The 14631-nt window shown below is 60.5% G+C and carries 11 protein-coding genes; 10 read left to right on the top strand and 1 reads right to left on the bottom strand.

Translation table 11 applies throughout. From position 1 onward, the window contains the following. Positions 1-17 precede the first annotated feature (17 nt). The 10 genes from D8U73_RS24140 (at position 18) to trpE (ending at position 12414) form a co-directional block, all read left to right on the top strand. Positions 18-2417 (top strand): sensor histidine kinase, encoded by a 2400-nt coding sequence (locus D8U73_RS24140; RefSeq protein WP_130905964.1) that lies wholly within the window; start codon positions 18-20, stop codon positions 2415-2417. Then, the gene (locus D8U73_RS24135; protein WP_020798801.1) at positions 2418-3047 is read left to right on the top strand and encodes a response regulator transcription factor; all 630 of its coding nucleotides are present in this window, start codon (positions 2418-2420) and stop codon (positions 3045-3047) included. Between the two features lie 326 nt (positions 3048-3373). Further along, a complete protein-coding gene (locus D8U73_RS24130; RefSeq protein WP_056853529.1) occupies positions 3374-4498 on the top strand; it encodes an ABC transporter ATP-binding protein in 1125 nt (374 codons plus the stop codon). Between the two features lie 44 nt (positions 4499-4542). Then, positions 4543-5586, top strand: a complete 1044-nt coding sequence (locus D8U73_RS24125) for an ABC transporter substrate-binding protein (RefSeq protein ID WP_056853528.1) — start codon at positions 4543-4545, stop codon at positions 5584-5586. Positions 5587-5837: 251 nt separating this feature from the next. Further along, on the top strand, positions 5838-7085 hold the full coding sequence (locus tag D8U73_RS24120) for an ABC transporter permease (RefSeq protein ID WP_056853527.1): 1248 nt from the start codon (positions 5838-5840) through the stop codon (positions 7083-7085). 12 nt (positions 7086-7097) lie between these two features. Next, a complete protein-coding gene (locus D8U73_RS24115) occupies positions 7098-7922 on the top strand; it encodes an ABC transporter permease (protein ID WP_130905963.1) in 825 nt (274 codons plus the stop codon). Positions 7923-8143: 221 nt separating this feature from the next. After that, positions 8144-9292 (top strand): iron-containing alcohol dehydrogenase, encoded by a 1149-nt coding sequence (locus D8U73_RS24110; RefSeq protein WP_130905962.1) that lies wholly within the window; start codon positions 8144-8146, stop codon positions 9290-9292. An 80-nt stretch (positions 9293-9372) separates the two neighbouring features. Then, positions 9373-10047 carry a ribulose-phosphate 3-epimerase gene (gene rpe, locus D8U73_RS24105; protein WP_056853524.1) on the top strand — a complete coding sequence of 225 codons (675 nt, stop codon included), beginning with the start codon at positions 9373-9375 and terminating at the stop codon, positions 10045-10047. After that, positions 10044-10862 carry a phosphoglycolate phosphatase gene (locus tag D8U73_RS24100; RefSeq protein WP_056853523.1) on the top strand — a complete coding sequence of 273 codons (819 nt, stop codon included), beginning with the start codon at positions 10044-10046 and terminating at the stop codon, positions 10860-10862. The genes rpe and D8U73_RS24100 overlap by 4 nt, the downstream gene beginning before the upstream one ends. A gap of 70 nt (positions 10863-10932) precedes the next feature. Next, the gene (gene trpE / locus D8U73_RS24095) at positions 10933-12414 is read left to right on the top strand and encodes an anthranilate synthase component I (RefSeq protein WP_056853522.1); all 1482 of its coding nucleotides are present in this window, start codon (positions 10933-10935) and stop codon (positions 12412-12414) included. Positions 12415-12496: 82 nt separating this feature from the next. Here trpE and estP read toward each other — a convergent pair whose 3' ends face one another. Continuing rightward, on the bottom strand, positions 12497-14404 hold the full coding sequence (gene estP, locus D8U73_RS24090) for an esterase EstP (RefSeq protein WP_130905961.1): 1908 nt from the start codon (positions 14402-14404) through the stop codon (positions 12497-12499). Positions 14405-14631: the final 227 nt, after the last annotated feature.

Genomic DNA, 14631 nt, shown 5'->3' with positions numbered 1-14631 from the left:
CAGTGTGTGAGAGTTCGATGATGCGTTTTCGCTGCCTGTGGGTTATCGGCTGGTTGTGCTTTCCCTTGATGGGCTGGGCGGCGGCCGCCCCACCGGCGCACGTCGCAGCTTTGTCTGCCGACCAGCAACAATGGCTGGCACAACAGGGCGAGTTGCGTGTCGGGCTGGTGTTGCAGGCTCCCTATGCTCAATACGATCGCCGTTTGCAGCGCTTGTCGGGGGTCAATGTCGAGCTGATGAAATGGCTGGCCAAGTCGCTCAAGGTCGAGCTGAGCTGGCGTAACTTTCCCGATCTCGAACAGCTGGAGGCCGCCGCGCGTGCCGGTGAAATCGATATCGCCCCGGGACTGAGCCAAACGCCCGGCGGTCTGCGCCTCTGGCAGTTTTCCGATCCCTACATGCGGGTGCCGCAACTGGTGGTCAGCGACCAGAAAAGCACCGGTGCAGTGGAACTCGAGAAGCTCGACAGCCAGACCCGCGTGGCCGTGCGAATGCCCAGCGCTACCGCCGACTACCTGCGCGGCAACTATCCGCACCTGAACCTTCAGGGCGTGCCGATGGAACGGCAGGCGCTGCAATTGTTGTTGAGTCAGCAGGCTGGCTATGCCGTGGTCGATGAGGCGCAGTTGGGACGGCTGTCGGTCGAACCGGAATTTTCCGGGTTGGTAGTCGTGGGTGATATTGGCCTGCCGCAGCTGCTACGGGTGGCTACGCTGCGCGACAAACCGCAACTGGCCGGCATTGTCGAAAGCGCACTGCGGGCGATCCCGGCCAAGGATCTGGAAACCCTGCACAACCAATGGCTGCAACCCAAGTACCCGCGACTCACCGAATCGCCCGGGTTTTGGCAAAACCTTTGCCTTTTGTTGTTGGTGCTGGCGTTGAGCTGCATGGCCATTGTGCTCTGGCAGCGTCGTCAGCAGCACAGCCTTGAGCAGCGACTGGCGGCCGCGCAGGCCGACATCGCCTTGCGCGCCGCCAGTGAAGAAGCCCTGCGGCTGACCCAGTTTTCCATCGATCAAAGCACTGTCGGCATCCTTTGGGTCAATTGGGACAGTCACGTGCGCTACGCCAACCGTGCCGCCGAAACCATGCTTGGCTATCCATCCGGCGGGATCATCGACCGTCCATTGATCGAGTTCGAACCCGGCCTGCACATGGATCGCTGGTTGAACCTGTGGAAGAGCGCCAGGGCCAGCGACGAAACGCCACAAAGTTTCGAAACCAATTGCTTGCGGGCTGACGGCAGCATCCTGCCGGCCGATGTTTCGCTGAGCTTCCTGCGCTTTCGCGATGGCGAATACCTGGTGGTTTATCTCACCGACGTTACTGAGCGTCGCCGCGCCCTGGCAGCGTTGCAGGAAAGCGAGGCGCGGCTGCAGGGGATCGCGGCGAATGTACCCGGACTTGTCTTTCGCCTGGAACGGGCGCCGGTGACAGGTCAGATAGACTTTGCCTACATCAGCGAAGGCAGCGAGAGCCTGGTGGGATACTCGCCGGCGACCCTGGCCCATCGTGACAAAGGCTTGCGCAGCCTGGTGCACCCGGACGACAAGGCCAGTTATCACCAGACCCAGGATCATGCTCTGGATACCGACAGTGACTGGTCCTGGCAAGGGCGGATTCTCACGCGCCAGGGCGAACAGCGCTGGGCGGAAATCAAGGCGATCACCCGTCAACTGGAGGACGGCGCCTATGTCTGGGACGGCATCGTCTGGGACATCAGTGAGAGCAAACGCATCGAATTGGAACTGGCCAGCTCCCGCGAGCAGTTGCGGGAGTTGTCGGCGCACCTTGAGAGCGTGCGCGAAGAAGAAAAGGCGCGGATTGCCCGGGAAGTGCACGACGAGTTGGGGCAGATGCTGACCGTGTTGAAGCTGGAAACGTCCATGTGCGAATTGGCCTACGCGCAGCTCGACCCTGGGCTGAACGAGCGCTTGAACAGCATGAAACGTCTGATCGCCCAGCTGTTCCAGCTGGTCCGCGATGTGGCCACGGCATTACGCCCGCCGATTCTCGATGCCGGGATCGCCTCGGCCATCGAATGGCAGGCCCGGCGCTTCGAGGCGCGCACACAGATTCCGTGTCTGGTGCAGGTGCCGGACAATTTGCCGTTGCTCAGCGATGCCAAGGCGATCGGTCTGTTTCGCATCCTTCAGGAAGCGTTGACCAATGTCATGCGCCACGCCCAAGCGCATACTGTTGAACTGACACTGACCCGAGAAGGCGAAGTGCTGTGTCTGACGGTCAGCGATGATGGCGTAGGATTCGTCGCCGCAGCTGGCAGGCCAACGTCCTTTGGCTTGGTGGGCATGCGCGAGCGGGTGCTGATCATGGGCGGTGAGTTGTCGCTTGAGAGTGAGCCGGGGGAGGGCACGACCCTGAGTGTTCGAGTGCCATTGGATGAGGATAAATAAGTGATCCGTGTACTGGTAGCTGAAGACCACACCATCGTCCGCGAAGGCATCAAACAGTTGATCGGCCTGGCCAAGGACTTGCTGGTGGTAGGGGAGGCGAGCAATGGCGAACAATTGCTCGAAACGTTGCGGCATGTACCCTGCGAGGTGGTGTTGCTGGATATCTCCATGCCCGGTGTGAATGGTCTGGAAGCGATTCCCCGGATTCGTGCGCTGAACAATCCGCCGGTGATCCTCGTGCTGTCGATGCATGACGAAGCGCAAATGGCCGCCCGGGCATTGAAAGTCGGAGCCGCGGGATATGCGACCAAGGACAGTGATCCGGCGCTGTTGCTCACGGCTATTCGCCGGGTCGCCGCAGGTGGGCGTTACATCGATCCTGACTTGGCCGATCGCATGGTCTTCGAGGTCGGCCTGACCGATTCGCGACCGTTGCATTCATTGCTTTCGGAACGTGAGTTCTCGGTGTTCGAACGTCTGGCCCAGGGCGCCAACGTCAACGACATCGCCCAGCAACTGGCCCTGAGCAGCAAGACCATCAGCACCCACAAGGCGCGCCTGATGCAGAAGCTCAACATCACGTCGCTGGCCGAGCTGGTGAAGTACGCGATGGAACACAAGCTCCTCTGACGCTGTGCCCAATCCCCCTGTAGGAGCCAGGCTTGGCGGCGAAGGCGTCCTCGAAATCGCCTTCGCCGGCAAGCCTGGCTCCTACAGGGGGACGGCGCCGGCCGTATCCATTCGCGACAGCCCCTGGATACCCGTTTTGCCGTTGCTTGCGGCCTGCAGCTGACAGCTTGTCGCCGCGTTTGCCAAAACGCGCCATCCTTGTAGGGCAATCCCTACCCCCAACCTTCCATCCGGCTGAGGCGAATCTCTCCTGCGCCCCGATTTGCGCAGGCCCCAGCGTCCACTAGGCTTAGTCCACAGCAGTCATCAACAACAAAGGTGTGGGTATGAGCCAGGTCGATTCAAGTGCAGGGGCCAATGATGTTCTGGTCAGCTTTCGTGGAGTGCAAAAGAGCTACGACGGCGAGAACCTGATCGTCAAAGACCTCAACCTGGACATTCGCAAAGGCGAATTCCTCACCTTGCTCGGGCCGTCCGGCTCCGGCAAGACCACCAGCCTGATGATGCTCGCCGGTTTCGAAACACCGACCGCGGGCGAAATCCTGCTGGCCGGGCGCGCTATCAACAACGTGCCGCCGCACAAGCGCGACATCGGCATGGTGTTCCAGAACTACGCGTTGTTCCCGCACATGACCGTCGCCGAGAACCTGGCGTTCCCGCTGACCGTGCGCGGCCTGAATAAAAGCGACGTCAGTGACAAAGTCAAAAAAGTCCTGAGCATGGTGCAGCTCGATACGTTCGCCCAGCGTTACCCGGCGCAACTGTCCGGCGGTCAGCAGCAGCGTGTGGCACTGGCTCGCGCCTTGGTGTTCGAACCGCAACTGGTCCTGATGGACGAACCCCTCGGCGCCCTCGACAAGCAGCTGCGTGAACACATGCAGATGGAAATCAAACACCTGCACCAGCGTCTGGGCGTGACCGTGGTCTACGTGACCCACGATCAGGGTGAAGCCTTGACCATGTCTGACCGGGTGGCGGTGTTCCATCAAGGCGAAATCCAGCAGATCGCGCCGCCGCGCACCCTCTACGAAGAGCCGAAAAATACCTTCGTCGCCAACTTCATCGGCGAGAACAACCGTCTCAATGGCCGCCTGCACAGCCAGACCGGCGACCGCTGCATCGTCGAGCTGGGACGTGGTGAAAAGGTCGAAGCCCTGGCGGTCAATGTCGGCCGGACTGGCGAACCCGTCACCTTGTCTATCCGCCCGGAACGCGTGAGCCTCAATGGTTCCAGTGAGTCGTGCGTCAACCGCTTCTCCGGAAGGGTGGCGGAATTCATCTATCTGGGCGACCACGTCCGGGTTCGCCTGGAAGTCTGCGGCAAAACCGACTTCTTCGTGAAACAACCGATTGCCGAGCTCGATCCGGGGCTGGCGGTCGGCGATGTGGTACCGCTTGGCTGGCAGGTCGAACACGTTCGTGCGCTCGACCCACTTCTAGAGGCGAACTGATCGCCCTTCTGCTTCACCAACCCTGCACGTGGAGAACAATATCAATGTTGAAATCCCTGAAATTCACAGCTCTGGTCATGGGCATGATCGGCGCCTCGCACGCGATGGCCGCAGGCCCGGACCTGACCGTGGTGTCCTTTGGCGGGGCGAACAAGGCGGCGCAGGTCAAAGCCTTTTACGCACCGTGGGAAGCGGCGGGCAACGGCAAAATCGTGGCGGGCGAGTACAACGGTGAAATGGCCAAGGTCAAGGCCATGGTCGACACCAAAAGCGTGTCCTGGGATCTGGTAGAAGTTGAATCGCCAGAGCTGTCCCGTGGTTGTGACGAAGACATGTTCGAGCAACTGGACCCTGCGCTGTTCGGCAAGACCGAAGATTATGTCAAGGGCGCCATCCAGCCATGCGGCGTGGGCTTCTTCGTGTGGTCGACCGTGTTGGCCTACAACGCCGACAAGCTGAAAACCGCACCGACCAGCTGGGCGGATTTCTGGGACACCAAGCAGTTCCCGGGCAAGCGCGGCCTGCGCAAAGGCGCCAAGTACACCCTGGAATTCGCACTGATGGCCGACGGCGTTGCGCCCAAAGACGTCTACAAAGTGCTGGCCGGCAAGGACGGTCAGGATCGCGCGTTCAAGAAACTCGATGAGCTCAAGCCAAACATCCAGTGGTGGGAAGCCGGCGCACAGCCACCGCAGTACCTCGCTTCCGGTGACGTGGTCATGAGTTCGGCCTACAACGGCCGTATCGCTGCCGTGCAGAAAGAAAGCAACCTGAAAGTGGTGTGGAACGGCGGCATCTACGACTTCGACGCATGGGCCATTCCAAAAGGTCTGGACGCCAAGCGTGCCGAAGCGGCGAAGAAATTCATCGCTTTCTCGGTTCAGCCACAGCAGCAGAAGACCTACTCGGAAAACATCGCCTACGGCCCGGCCAACACCCAAGCCGTACCATTGCTGGCCAAGGATGTCCTGAAAGACATGCCGACCACCCCGGAAAACATCGCCAACCAGGTGCAGATCGATGTCAGCTTCTGGGCTGACAACGGCGAGCAACTGGAACAGCGCTTCAATTCCTGGGCTGCGAAGTAACTGGAGGGCTCGCCCTCCTGTGAGGGCGAGCTTTTGTGGCGAGGGAGCTTGCTCCCGCTTGAGTGCGCAGCACTCACAAAATTGGCAGTGCCAACACGATTTTGGGGCCGCTTCGCAGCCCAGCGCGAGCAAGCTCGCTCGCCACAAGGAATGGATGATCGTTCCCACGCAGAGCGTGGGAACGATCAGTACCAAAAATTCGAAGCGGTATTTACCACTTCTGCAATGACCAAAGATTTCCGGAGTACGCCATGGCTATCGCCGTTCCCGTGAACGCGGGTACTGACCCCACCTTGAAGCAGCGGCTCAAGCATGCCGAGCGGGTCAACCGCTGGAAGGCCCAGGCACTGATCGCGCCATTGGTGCTGTTTCTGTTGCTGGTGTTCCTGGTGCCGATCGTGGCGCTGCTCTACAAAAGCGTGGGCAACCCGGAAGTGGTCGGCGGCATGCCGCGCACCGTGTCCGCCATCGCCAGCTGGGACGGCCGCGGCCTGCCCGCTGAACCGGTTTACAAAGCGGCCGCCGAAGACCTCGCCGAAGCCCGCAAGAATCAAACGCTGGGCGATTTGTCCAAGCGCCTGAACATGGAATTGGCCGGCTACCGCAGCCTGCTGACCAAAACCGCCCGCGCCTTGCCGCTTGCCACCGAGCCGGCCTCTTATAAAGAAGCGCTGGAAGGTCTCGATGAGCGCTGGGGCGATCCGGCCTACTGGCAAGCGGTACGTCGCAACACCAGCAGCATTACCCCGTACTACTTGCTGGCCGCCGTCGATCACCGTATCGACGACCTCGGCGAAATCGCTCCGGCCACTCCGGACCAGGCGATCTACCTCGACATCTTCGCCCGTACCTTCTGGATGGGCCTGATCATCACCGTGATCTGCCTGGTATTGGCCTATCCGCTGGCTTACCTGCTGGCGAACCTGCCGTCGCGCCAGAGCAACCTGCTGATGATTCTGGTGCTGCTGCCGTTCTGGACCTCGATTCTGGTACGGGTCGCCGCGTGGATCGTGTTGCTGCAATCGGGTGGCCTGATCAACAGCGGTCTGATGGCCATGGGCATCATCGACAAGCCGATCGAACTGGTGTTCAACCGCGTCGGGGTCTACATCTCGATGGTGCACATCCTGCTGCCATTCATGATCCTGCCGATCTATAGCGTGATGAAAGGCATCTCGCCGACCTACATGCGCGCCGCGATTTCCCTCGGTTGTCATCCGTTCGCCAGTTTCTGGCGGGTGTACTTCCCGCAGACCTATGCCGGTGTCGGCGCCGGTTGCCTGTTGGTGTTCATCCTCGCCATCGGCTACTACATCACCCCGGCGTTGCTGGGCAGCCCGAACGATCAAATGGTCAGCTACTTCGTCGCGTTCTACACCAACACCAGCATCAACTGGGGCATGGCGACCGCGCTGGGCGGCCTGCTGTTGCTGGCGACGGTCGTGCTTTATCTGATTTACAGCTGGCTGGTGGGCGCGAGCCGCCTGCGCCTGAGCTAAGGGGAGAACGAAATGCTGAGTCCTTACATGTCGCCCATCGAACGGGTGTGGTTCTACAGCTTGCGGATTCTCTGCGGCTTGATTCTGTTGTTCCTGATCCTGCCGGTGCTGGTGATCATTCCGCTGTCGTTCAACTCCGGCAGTTTCCTGGTGTACCCGCTGCAAGGCTTCTCGCTGCAGTGGTATCACGATTTCTTCGCGTCGGCGGAATGGATGCGCGCCCTGAAGAACAGCATCATCGTCGCTCCCGCGGCGACGGTGCTGGCAATGATCTTCGGGACGCTGGCGGCCATCGGCCTGACCCGTGGTGACTTCCCGGGCAAGGCGCTGGTGATGGCGCTGGTGATTTCGCCGATGGTGGTGCCGGTGGTGATCATCGGTGTGGCCAGTTATCTGTTCTTCGCGCCATTGGGGCTGGGCAACAGCTTCTTCTCGCTGATCGTGGTGCATGCGGTGCTGGGCGTGCCGTTTGTGATCATCACGGTGTCGGCGACCTTGCAGGGCTTCAACCACAATCTGGTGCGTGCCGCTGCGAGCCTCGGTGCTTCGCCACTGGTCGCGTTCCGGCGAGTGACGTTGCCGTTGATCGCACCGGGGGTGATTTCCGGTGCGCTGTTCGCCTTCGCGACGTCCTTCGATGAAGTCGTGGTGACCCTGTTTCTCGCTGGCCCCGAGCAAGCGACCTTGCCACGTCAGATGTTCAGCGGTATCCGCGAAAACCTCAGCCCGACCATCGCCGCCGCCGCGACGCTGCTGATCGCCTTCTCGGTAATCCTGCTGCTGACCCTGGAATGGCTGCGTGGCCGTAGCGAGAAACTGCGTACCGCGCAGGTTTGACGGCCAGCGATGATCGTTCCCACGCTCCGCGTGGGAACGCAGCCCGGGACGCTCCGCGTCTCAATCCAGAGCCGAACGCGGAGCGTCCGTTGAGGCATTCCCACGCGGAGCGTGGGAACGATCGTGCTACAGGCTCGCTCATTCATGACCTGAATGGCAGACAACCCCCAATCCCCAGCTACTATTGTGCCCAGCTCCCCTATCTATAAGAGGCTGCGCACATGAGTCTTTCCTCTTTCAAAATCGCTCACAAACTGATCACCGGCGCAGGGGCCATCGAGCAACTGTCGGCCGAGCTCACTCGACTGGACATCGACAACCCGCTGATCGTCACCGACGCTGCGCTGGTCAGGTCCGGCACCGTAGCGCTGGCGCTGGCGCAGTTGGGGGATCGAACCTACGAGATCTTCGACCGGGTGCTGCCCGATCCGGAAATCGCCATTGTCGAAGACTGCATGCGGGTCTACCGCGAAGGCGGGCATGACGGCTTGATCGGCCTGGGTGGCGGCAGTGCCATCGATATTGCCAAGAGTGTTGCGGCGTATGCCGGTTATCACGGCGCGCTGGAGGATTTGTTCGGCGTCGACCAGGTACCGCGCAAAGGCCCGCCGCTGATCGCGATCCCGACCACCGCCGGTACGGGTTCAGAAGTGACCAATGTGGCGATCCTTTCCGACAAGGTCGCGCAATTGAAGAAGGGCATCGTCAGCGATTACCTGTTGCCGGACGTGGCACTCGTCAGTCCGCAAATGACCCTGACCTGCCCGCGCAGTGTCACCGCCGCCAGTGGCGTCGATGCCTTGGTGCATGCCATCGAATCCTACCTGTCGGTCAATGCCTCGCCGATCACCGATGCCCTGGCCATCGGCGCGATCAAGCTGATCGCCCAGGCTTTGCCAAAGGCCTACGCCAATCCGTCCAACCTGCAAGCCCGTGAGGACATGGCTACCGCCAGCCTGATGGCCGGTATGGCGTTCGGCAATGCTGGAGTCGGCGCGGTGCATGCGCTGGCCTATCCGTTGGGTGGTCGCTTCAATATTGCCCATGGCGTCAGCAATGCCTTGCTGCTGCCCTATGTCATGACCTGGAACAAAATGGCGTGCGTCGAACGCATGCAGGATATCGCCGAGGCCATGGGCGTGAAGACCGAGCAGTTGAGCGTCAATGAGGCGGCCGATAAAGCCGTGCAAGCCATGACCGAATTGTGTGCAGCGGTGGAAATCCCCGCGGGTCTGCGCAGTTTCGGGGTGCCTGAGGATGCCATCCCCGCCATGGCTGTGGAAGCCGCGGGCATTGAACGCTTGATGCGCAACAATCCGCGCAAATTGAGCGCGATTGATATCGAGAAGATCTACCGCGCTGCCTACTGATCATCGCGCTCACGGTGCGCGCGCCAAAGCATGAGGTATACAATGCGCGCCATCGTGATTTTGCTCAGAAAAGGTGCGTCATGCAGCCCTTCGTAATTGCTCCGTCGATTCTCTCCGCCGACTTCGCCCGCCTGGGTGAAGAAGTGGACAATGTCCTGGCCGCCGGCGCCGACTTCGTGCACTTCGATGTCATGGACAACCACTACGTGCCCAACCTGACCATCGGCCCGATGGTCTGTGCGGCGTTGCGCAAATATGGCGTGACCGCGCCGATCGACGCGCACCTGATGGTCAGTCCGGTGGATCGCATCGTCGGTGACTTCATCGAAGCTGGCGCGACCTACATCACCTTCCACCCGGAAGCCACGCAGCACGTCGACCGTTCCCTGCAACTGATCCGCGAAGGCGGCTGCAAGTCGGGCCTGGTGTTCAACCCGGCGACCCCGCTCGACGTGCTCAAGTACGTGATGGACAAGGTCGACATGATCCTGCTGATGAGTGTCAACCCGGGCTTCGGCGGGCAGAAGTTCATCCCGGGTACCCTCGACAAGCTGCGCGAAGCACGCGCATTGATCGATGCCTCCGGTCGCGACATTCGCCTGGAGATCGATGGCGGCGTGAACGTCAGCAACATCCGCGAAATCGCTGCGGCAGGCGCCGATACCTTCGTCGCCGGCTCGGCCATCTTCAATGCGCCGAACTATCAGGAAGTCATCGACAAGATGCGTTCCGAATTGGCGCTGGCTCGCCCATGAGTGGTTTTGAGCAGCTGTTCCCGGGAAGCCTGCCAAGGCTGGTGATGTTCGATCTGGATGGCACGCTGATCGATTCGGTCCCCGACCTCGCGGCCGCTGTGGATAACATGCTGCTCAAACTCGGTCGCGCACCGGCCGGTATCGCGTCGGTGCGCGAGTGGGTCGGCAACGGCGCCCCGGTGCTGGTGCGTCGTGCGCTGGCCGGTGGTCTGGATCATTCTAAAGTCGACAATGACGAAGCCGAGCGGGCATTGGAAATTTTCATGCAGGCTTACGGCGCAAGCCATGAGTTGACGGTGGTCTACCCCGGCGTTCGCGATACCCTGAAGTGGCTGCAAAAGCAGGGCGTCGAGATGGCCTTGATCACCAACAAGCCGGAGCGCTTCGTCGCACCGTTGCTCGATCAGCTGAAAATCGGCCGTTACTTTCGACTGATCATTGGCGGTGACACCCTGCCACAGAAAAAACCGGACCCGGCCGCGCTGTTTTTCGTGATGAAAATGACCAACATCCCGGCGTCGCAGTCCTTGTTCGTCGGCGATTCGCGCAGTGATGTGCTGGCGGCGAAGGCAGCAGGGGTCAAGTGTGTGGCATTGAGCTACGGCTACAACCATGGCCGGCCGATTGCCGAAGAGTCGCCGGCTCTGGTGATCGACGATCTGCGCAAGTTAATTCCCGGTTGCCTGGATCCTGCCGCTGAGATAACGTTGCCCGACGCTGTTCAATCCCCTCCTGGAAATCCCATCGTGGTGGTCACTCGCAAACTCTGGATGAAAGTCATCAAGGCCCTGGCCCGCTGGCGTTGGCGCGCCTGACTTGATCCTGGCCGGCTCCCCGGCGCGTTTGCATACCTGACTGTTAGACCCTCAAGCCACGAGGCACATCATGATCCGCGAAGAATTCCTGCGTTTGGCCGCTGCCGGCTACAACCGCATCCCGCTTGCCTGCGAAACCCTGGCCGACTTCGATACGCCGCTGTCGATCTACCTGAAACTGGCCGACGAGCCCAATTCCTACCTGCTGGAGTCGGTGCAGGGCGGTGAGAAGTGGGGCCGTTACTCGATCATCGGTTTGCCATGCCGCACCGTGATGCGGGTTCACGATCATCACGTCAGCGTCACCGTCGATGGCATCGAGACCGAAAGCCACGACGTTGAAGACCCGTTGGCCTTCGTCGAAACCTTCAAGGCGCGCTACAACGTGCCGAGCATTGCTGGCCTGCCGCGTTTCAATGGTGGTCTGGTGGGTTATTTCGGTTACGACTGCGTGCGTTATGTGGAGAAGCGTCTGGGCAAGTGCCCGAACCCGGACCCACTGGGCGTACCGGACATCCTGCTGATGGTGTCCGATGCGGTGGTTGTGTTCGACAACCTCGCGGGCAAGATGCACGCCATCGTCCTGGCTGACCCGGCACAGGAAGACGCTTTCGAGCAAGGCCGCGCCCGTCTGGAAGAGCTGCTGGAAAAACTCCGTCAGCCGATCACCCCGCGCCGTGGCCTGGATTTCAGCAAGCAGCAAGCCGCCGACCCTGTGTTCCGCTCCAGTTTCACCCAGGACGATTACGAAAAAGCCGTCGACACCATCAAGGAATACATCCTCGCCGGTGACTGCATGCAGGTCGTGCCGTCCCAGCGCATGTCGATCGACTTCAAGGCTGCGCCGATCGATCTGTACCGTGCGCTGCGTTGCTTCAACCCGACGCCTTACATGTACTTCTTCAACTTCGGTGACTTTCACGTCGTCGGCAGTTCGCCGGAAGTGTTGGTGCGGGTCGAAGACAACCTGATCACTGTGCGCCCGATTGCCGGCACCCGCCCACGCGGAGCCAATGAAGAAGCGGACCTGGCGCTGGAAAAAGACCTGCTGTCCGATGACAAGGAAATCGCTGAACACCTGATGCTGATCGACCTGGGCCGTAACGACACGGGGCGGGTCTCTGAAGTCGGTTCGGTGAAGCTCACCGAGAAGATGGTCATTGAGCGTTATTCCAACGTGATGCACATCGTGTCCAACGTCACCGGGCAATTGAAGGCCGGTTTGACGGCGATGGACGCACTGCGGGCGATTCTGCCGGCGGGCACGCTGTCCGGTGCTCCGAAGATCCGTGCGATGGAAATCATCGACGAGCTGGAGCCGGTCAAACGCGGCGTCTATGGCGGTGCTGTCGGCTACTTCGCCTGGAACGGCAACATGGACACCGCCATTGCGATCCGCACGGCGGTGATCAAGAACGGCGAACTGCACGTGCAGGCCGGTGGCGGCATTGTCGCCGACTCGGTGCCAGCGCTGGAATGGGAAGAAACCCTGAACAAGCGCCGCGCGATGTTCCGTGCCGTGGCCCTGGCCGAGCAAACCCCGGCAAGCTGAGTTTTCACAAGGAACTCACCGGCATTAGAAAAACGCGTCACCCGAGAGGGTGCCGCGTTTTTTGTGCCTGCTGTTTGCCGGATCAGAAGTCCAGCGCAACCCCGACGGTAAGCCCTTGCTGGGTAAAGTCATCATCCTTGCGGAACGTGTAGCCACCGCGCAACGCCAGGTCAGCCGTCAACTTGTGGCTCACGCCCAGACTCACGCGGTTCAGGTGGCTTTGCGGCGTATAACCATCAAGCGTGAAGTCGAGGGTTGGCAGGCTATTGAGCGCGATATTCACCTTCTGCACATCATCTTCATACTCGCGCTCATAGGCATATTCACCGAACACCAGGGTTTGAGGGGTGATCTGGTATTTGCCCTGCAGCCCGGCGCCGAGACGTTTTGAATCGCGTTTCTGGTCGTCAAAGGTCAAAGCCGTGGAGCGGTTGTCATTTTCCGAATAACCGTCGACTTCAACCTTCGCGTAGTCGGCGCTGATGAACGGCGACAGGTGCCAGTCGCTGCCCGGCTGCGCAATGTCATAGCCAACCCGTGCACCGAAAGCCCAGAGATAGCCATCGGTATCGCCTTTTTCCGAGCCTTCGCTGGCACCCAGATCGAATTTGCGTTTGAGGTTGTCGTAATCGAGCTTGCCACCGGTCAACGCGGCATCGGCCCACCAGCGGTTCTGTTGGAATTGGGCAAACACGGTCGCCAGGTAACTGTTGAGTTTGTAGTCTGAATCGTTATCGCCGGCCTCCAGATTCTGTCGATAGAACCCTGCCGCCACACCCACGCGCCAGGCGTCGTCAAGACGATAACTGCCGCCAATATTCAAGTTATAGCCACTGCCATCCGCGCTGGCGCCGCTGTTTTGACTATCGACATCAAGGTGCTGACCGCCGCCGGCGACGATCGCACGCCATTGCCCGACCGCCTGCCAATTTTCCCAGTCCGATTGCCATTGGCTGCGTAGTTCGTCCTGGTGGGCGCGTAAGGTCGCGTGGGCCATTTCTGGCAGCAGCGTCAGTTCCCAAGGCGCGGCGAGCAAGGAATAGGCATAGTCGGAAATCAGCTTTTGCCCCGTTTCAGTCGGGTGAACGCCATCGTTGTAGATCAGCTTGCTCGGGTCCGGCGTGGCGCTGTTGATACCAAAGGCAGCGTTTTCAGTGCAGCCTTCGCCGCTGAAGCATGTGGCAGTCAAGTTCTGGCCGGTGGCGAGGCCGAAACGCGCGGGGTCGGCGAAGGTTTCCTGCAACAGCAATGGAATATTCAACGGGATGATTTGCGCATCGATGCCCGCCAGCCGATTGACCAGTTGCCGGTTGAAGGCCGCACTCAGTTGCGAGGAGGGCGTCTGCAGCGGGGTGCCATTGATAGCCGGGGTCAGACCCAGGTCAGGCAGCAGCCAGACCATGATGTAACGGGCACCGGCGGTTTGCAGGACCTGAGCGCTGTTGGCCAGGCGGTCCGCAGCGGCATTGGCCTGAGCGCCACTTTGCACCCGTCCCTGGAGAAAATCGTTGCCGCCGCCGGAGAGGTAGTACAGGGCGTTCGGATCGGCGCGCAAGTTGTTGGTCGGTAGATAGCCAGCGCGGGTGCGCTCGCCAGTGGCGGAGACGGTAGTGATTGAACTGAGGATCTGGTCGGTGCGGTAGCCGCCCACGGCCCAGTTATTGCCATCGGGCAACCCTTGGCTGGCGCGCGCCGCAGAGGTCGACGCGGCAGTATCGTCCGCGGAAAATCCGAGCCTTGCACCCAGCAACTGCGTCGAGTTGGCGGAATACACTTCGCCACTGCCGTCCTGGTAAGTCGGCCCGGTTCGGTTAGTGAAGCGAAGCGTCGAACCGGGAGGGCCTCCGGTATCGGTGAACTGTCCTGCATCGTTGAGGCTGTCGCCAAACACGATGAAGTTCGAGTAAGGATTAGGCGCGGCCATCGCCTGGGCGCAAGCCATTGCAAGCATGCAACCGGCGATTGGTACGAACAGTGTTTTTCCTGGCATGGGCAAGTCCGTTTTTTTATTGTTTTAGTGGATGAAACGATCGTGCCAAAAACTATAGAAGCAGATGCCATTCGGCGCGAACCCGCCGTTTGTTACCTGAGCTTCGTTCGCGCCATATTGCACGCTCCGCTCGGCTAAGTTACTGTGCCCGGACGTATAAATGAGACCTTCCCCGTGTTGATCGTCAGCAAACTCCTGGATCAAGTCATCAAGGCACACGCCCGTTG

It is taken from the genome of Pseudomonas sp. Sample_22, assembly GCF_004307635.1.
Lineage (GTDB): Bacteria > Pseudomonadota > Gammaproteobacteria > Pseudomonadales > Pseudomonadaceae > Aquipseudomonas.
This window is presented reverse-complemented; position numbering and strand designations above follow the sequence as displayed.

Coding starts and splice junctions, on each gene's coding strand:
- D8U73_RS24115 (WP_130905963.1), top strand. CDS start 7,098: ATGCTGAGTCCTTACATGTCGCCCATCGAACGGGTGTGGTTCTACAGC.
- trpE (WP_056853522.1), top strand. CDS start 10,933: ATGATCCGCGAAGAATTCCTGCGTTTGGCCGCTGCCGGCTACAACCGC.
- D8U73_RS24140 (WP_130905964.1), top strand. CDS start 18: ATGATGCGTTTTCGCTGCCTGTGGGTTATCGGCTGGTTGTGCTTTCCC.
- D8U73_RS24130 (WP_056853529.1), top strand. CDS start 3,374: ATGAGCCAGGTCGATTCAAGTGCAGGGGCCAATGATGTTCTGGTCAGC.
- estP (WP_130905961.1), bottom strand. CDS start 14,404: ATGCCAGGAAAAACACTGTTCGTACCAATCGCCGGTTGCATGCTTGCA.
- rpe (WP_056853524.1), top strand. CDS start 9,373: ATGCAGCCCTTCGTAATTGCTCCGTCGATTCTCTCCGCCGACTTCGCC.
- D8U73_RS24120 (WP_056853527.1), top strand. CDS start 5,838: ATGGCTATCGCCGTTCCCGTGAACGCGGGTACTGACCCCACCTTGAAG.
- D8U73_RS24125 (WP_056853528.1), top strand. CDS start 4,543: ATGTTGAAATCCCTGAAATTCACAGCTCTGGTCATGGGCATGATCGGC.
- D8U73_RS24100 (WP_056853523.1), top strand. CDS start 10,044: ATGAGTGGTTTTGAGCAGCTGTTCCCGGGAAGCCTGCCAAGGCTGGTG.
- D8U73_RS24110 (WP_130905962.1), top strand. CDS start 8,144: ATGAGTCTTTCCTCTTTCAAAATCGCTCACAAACTGATCACCGGCGCA.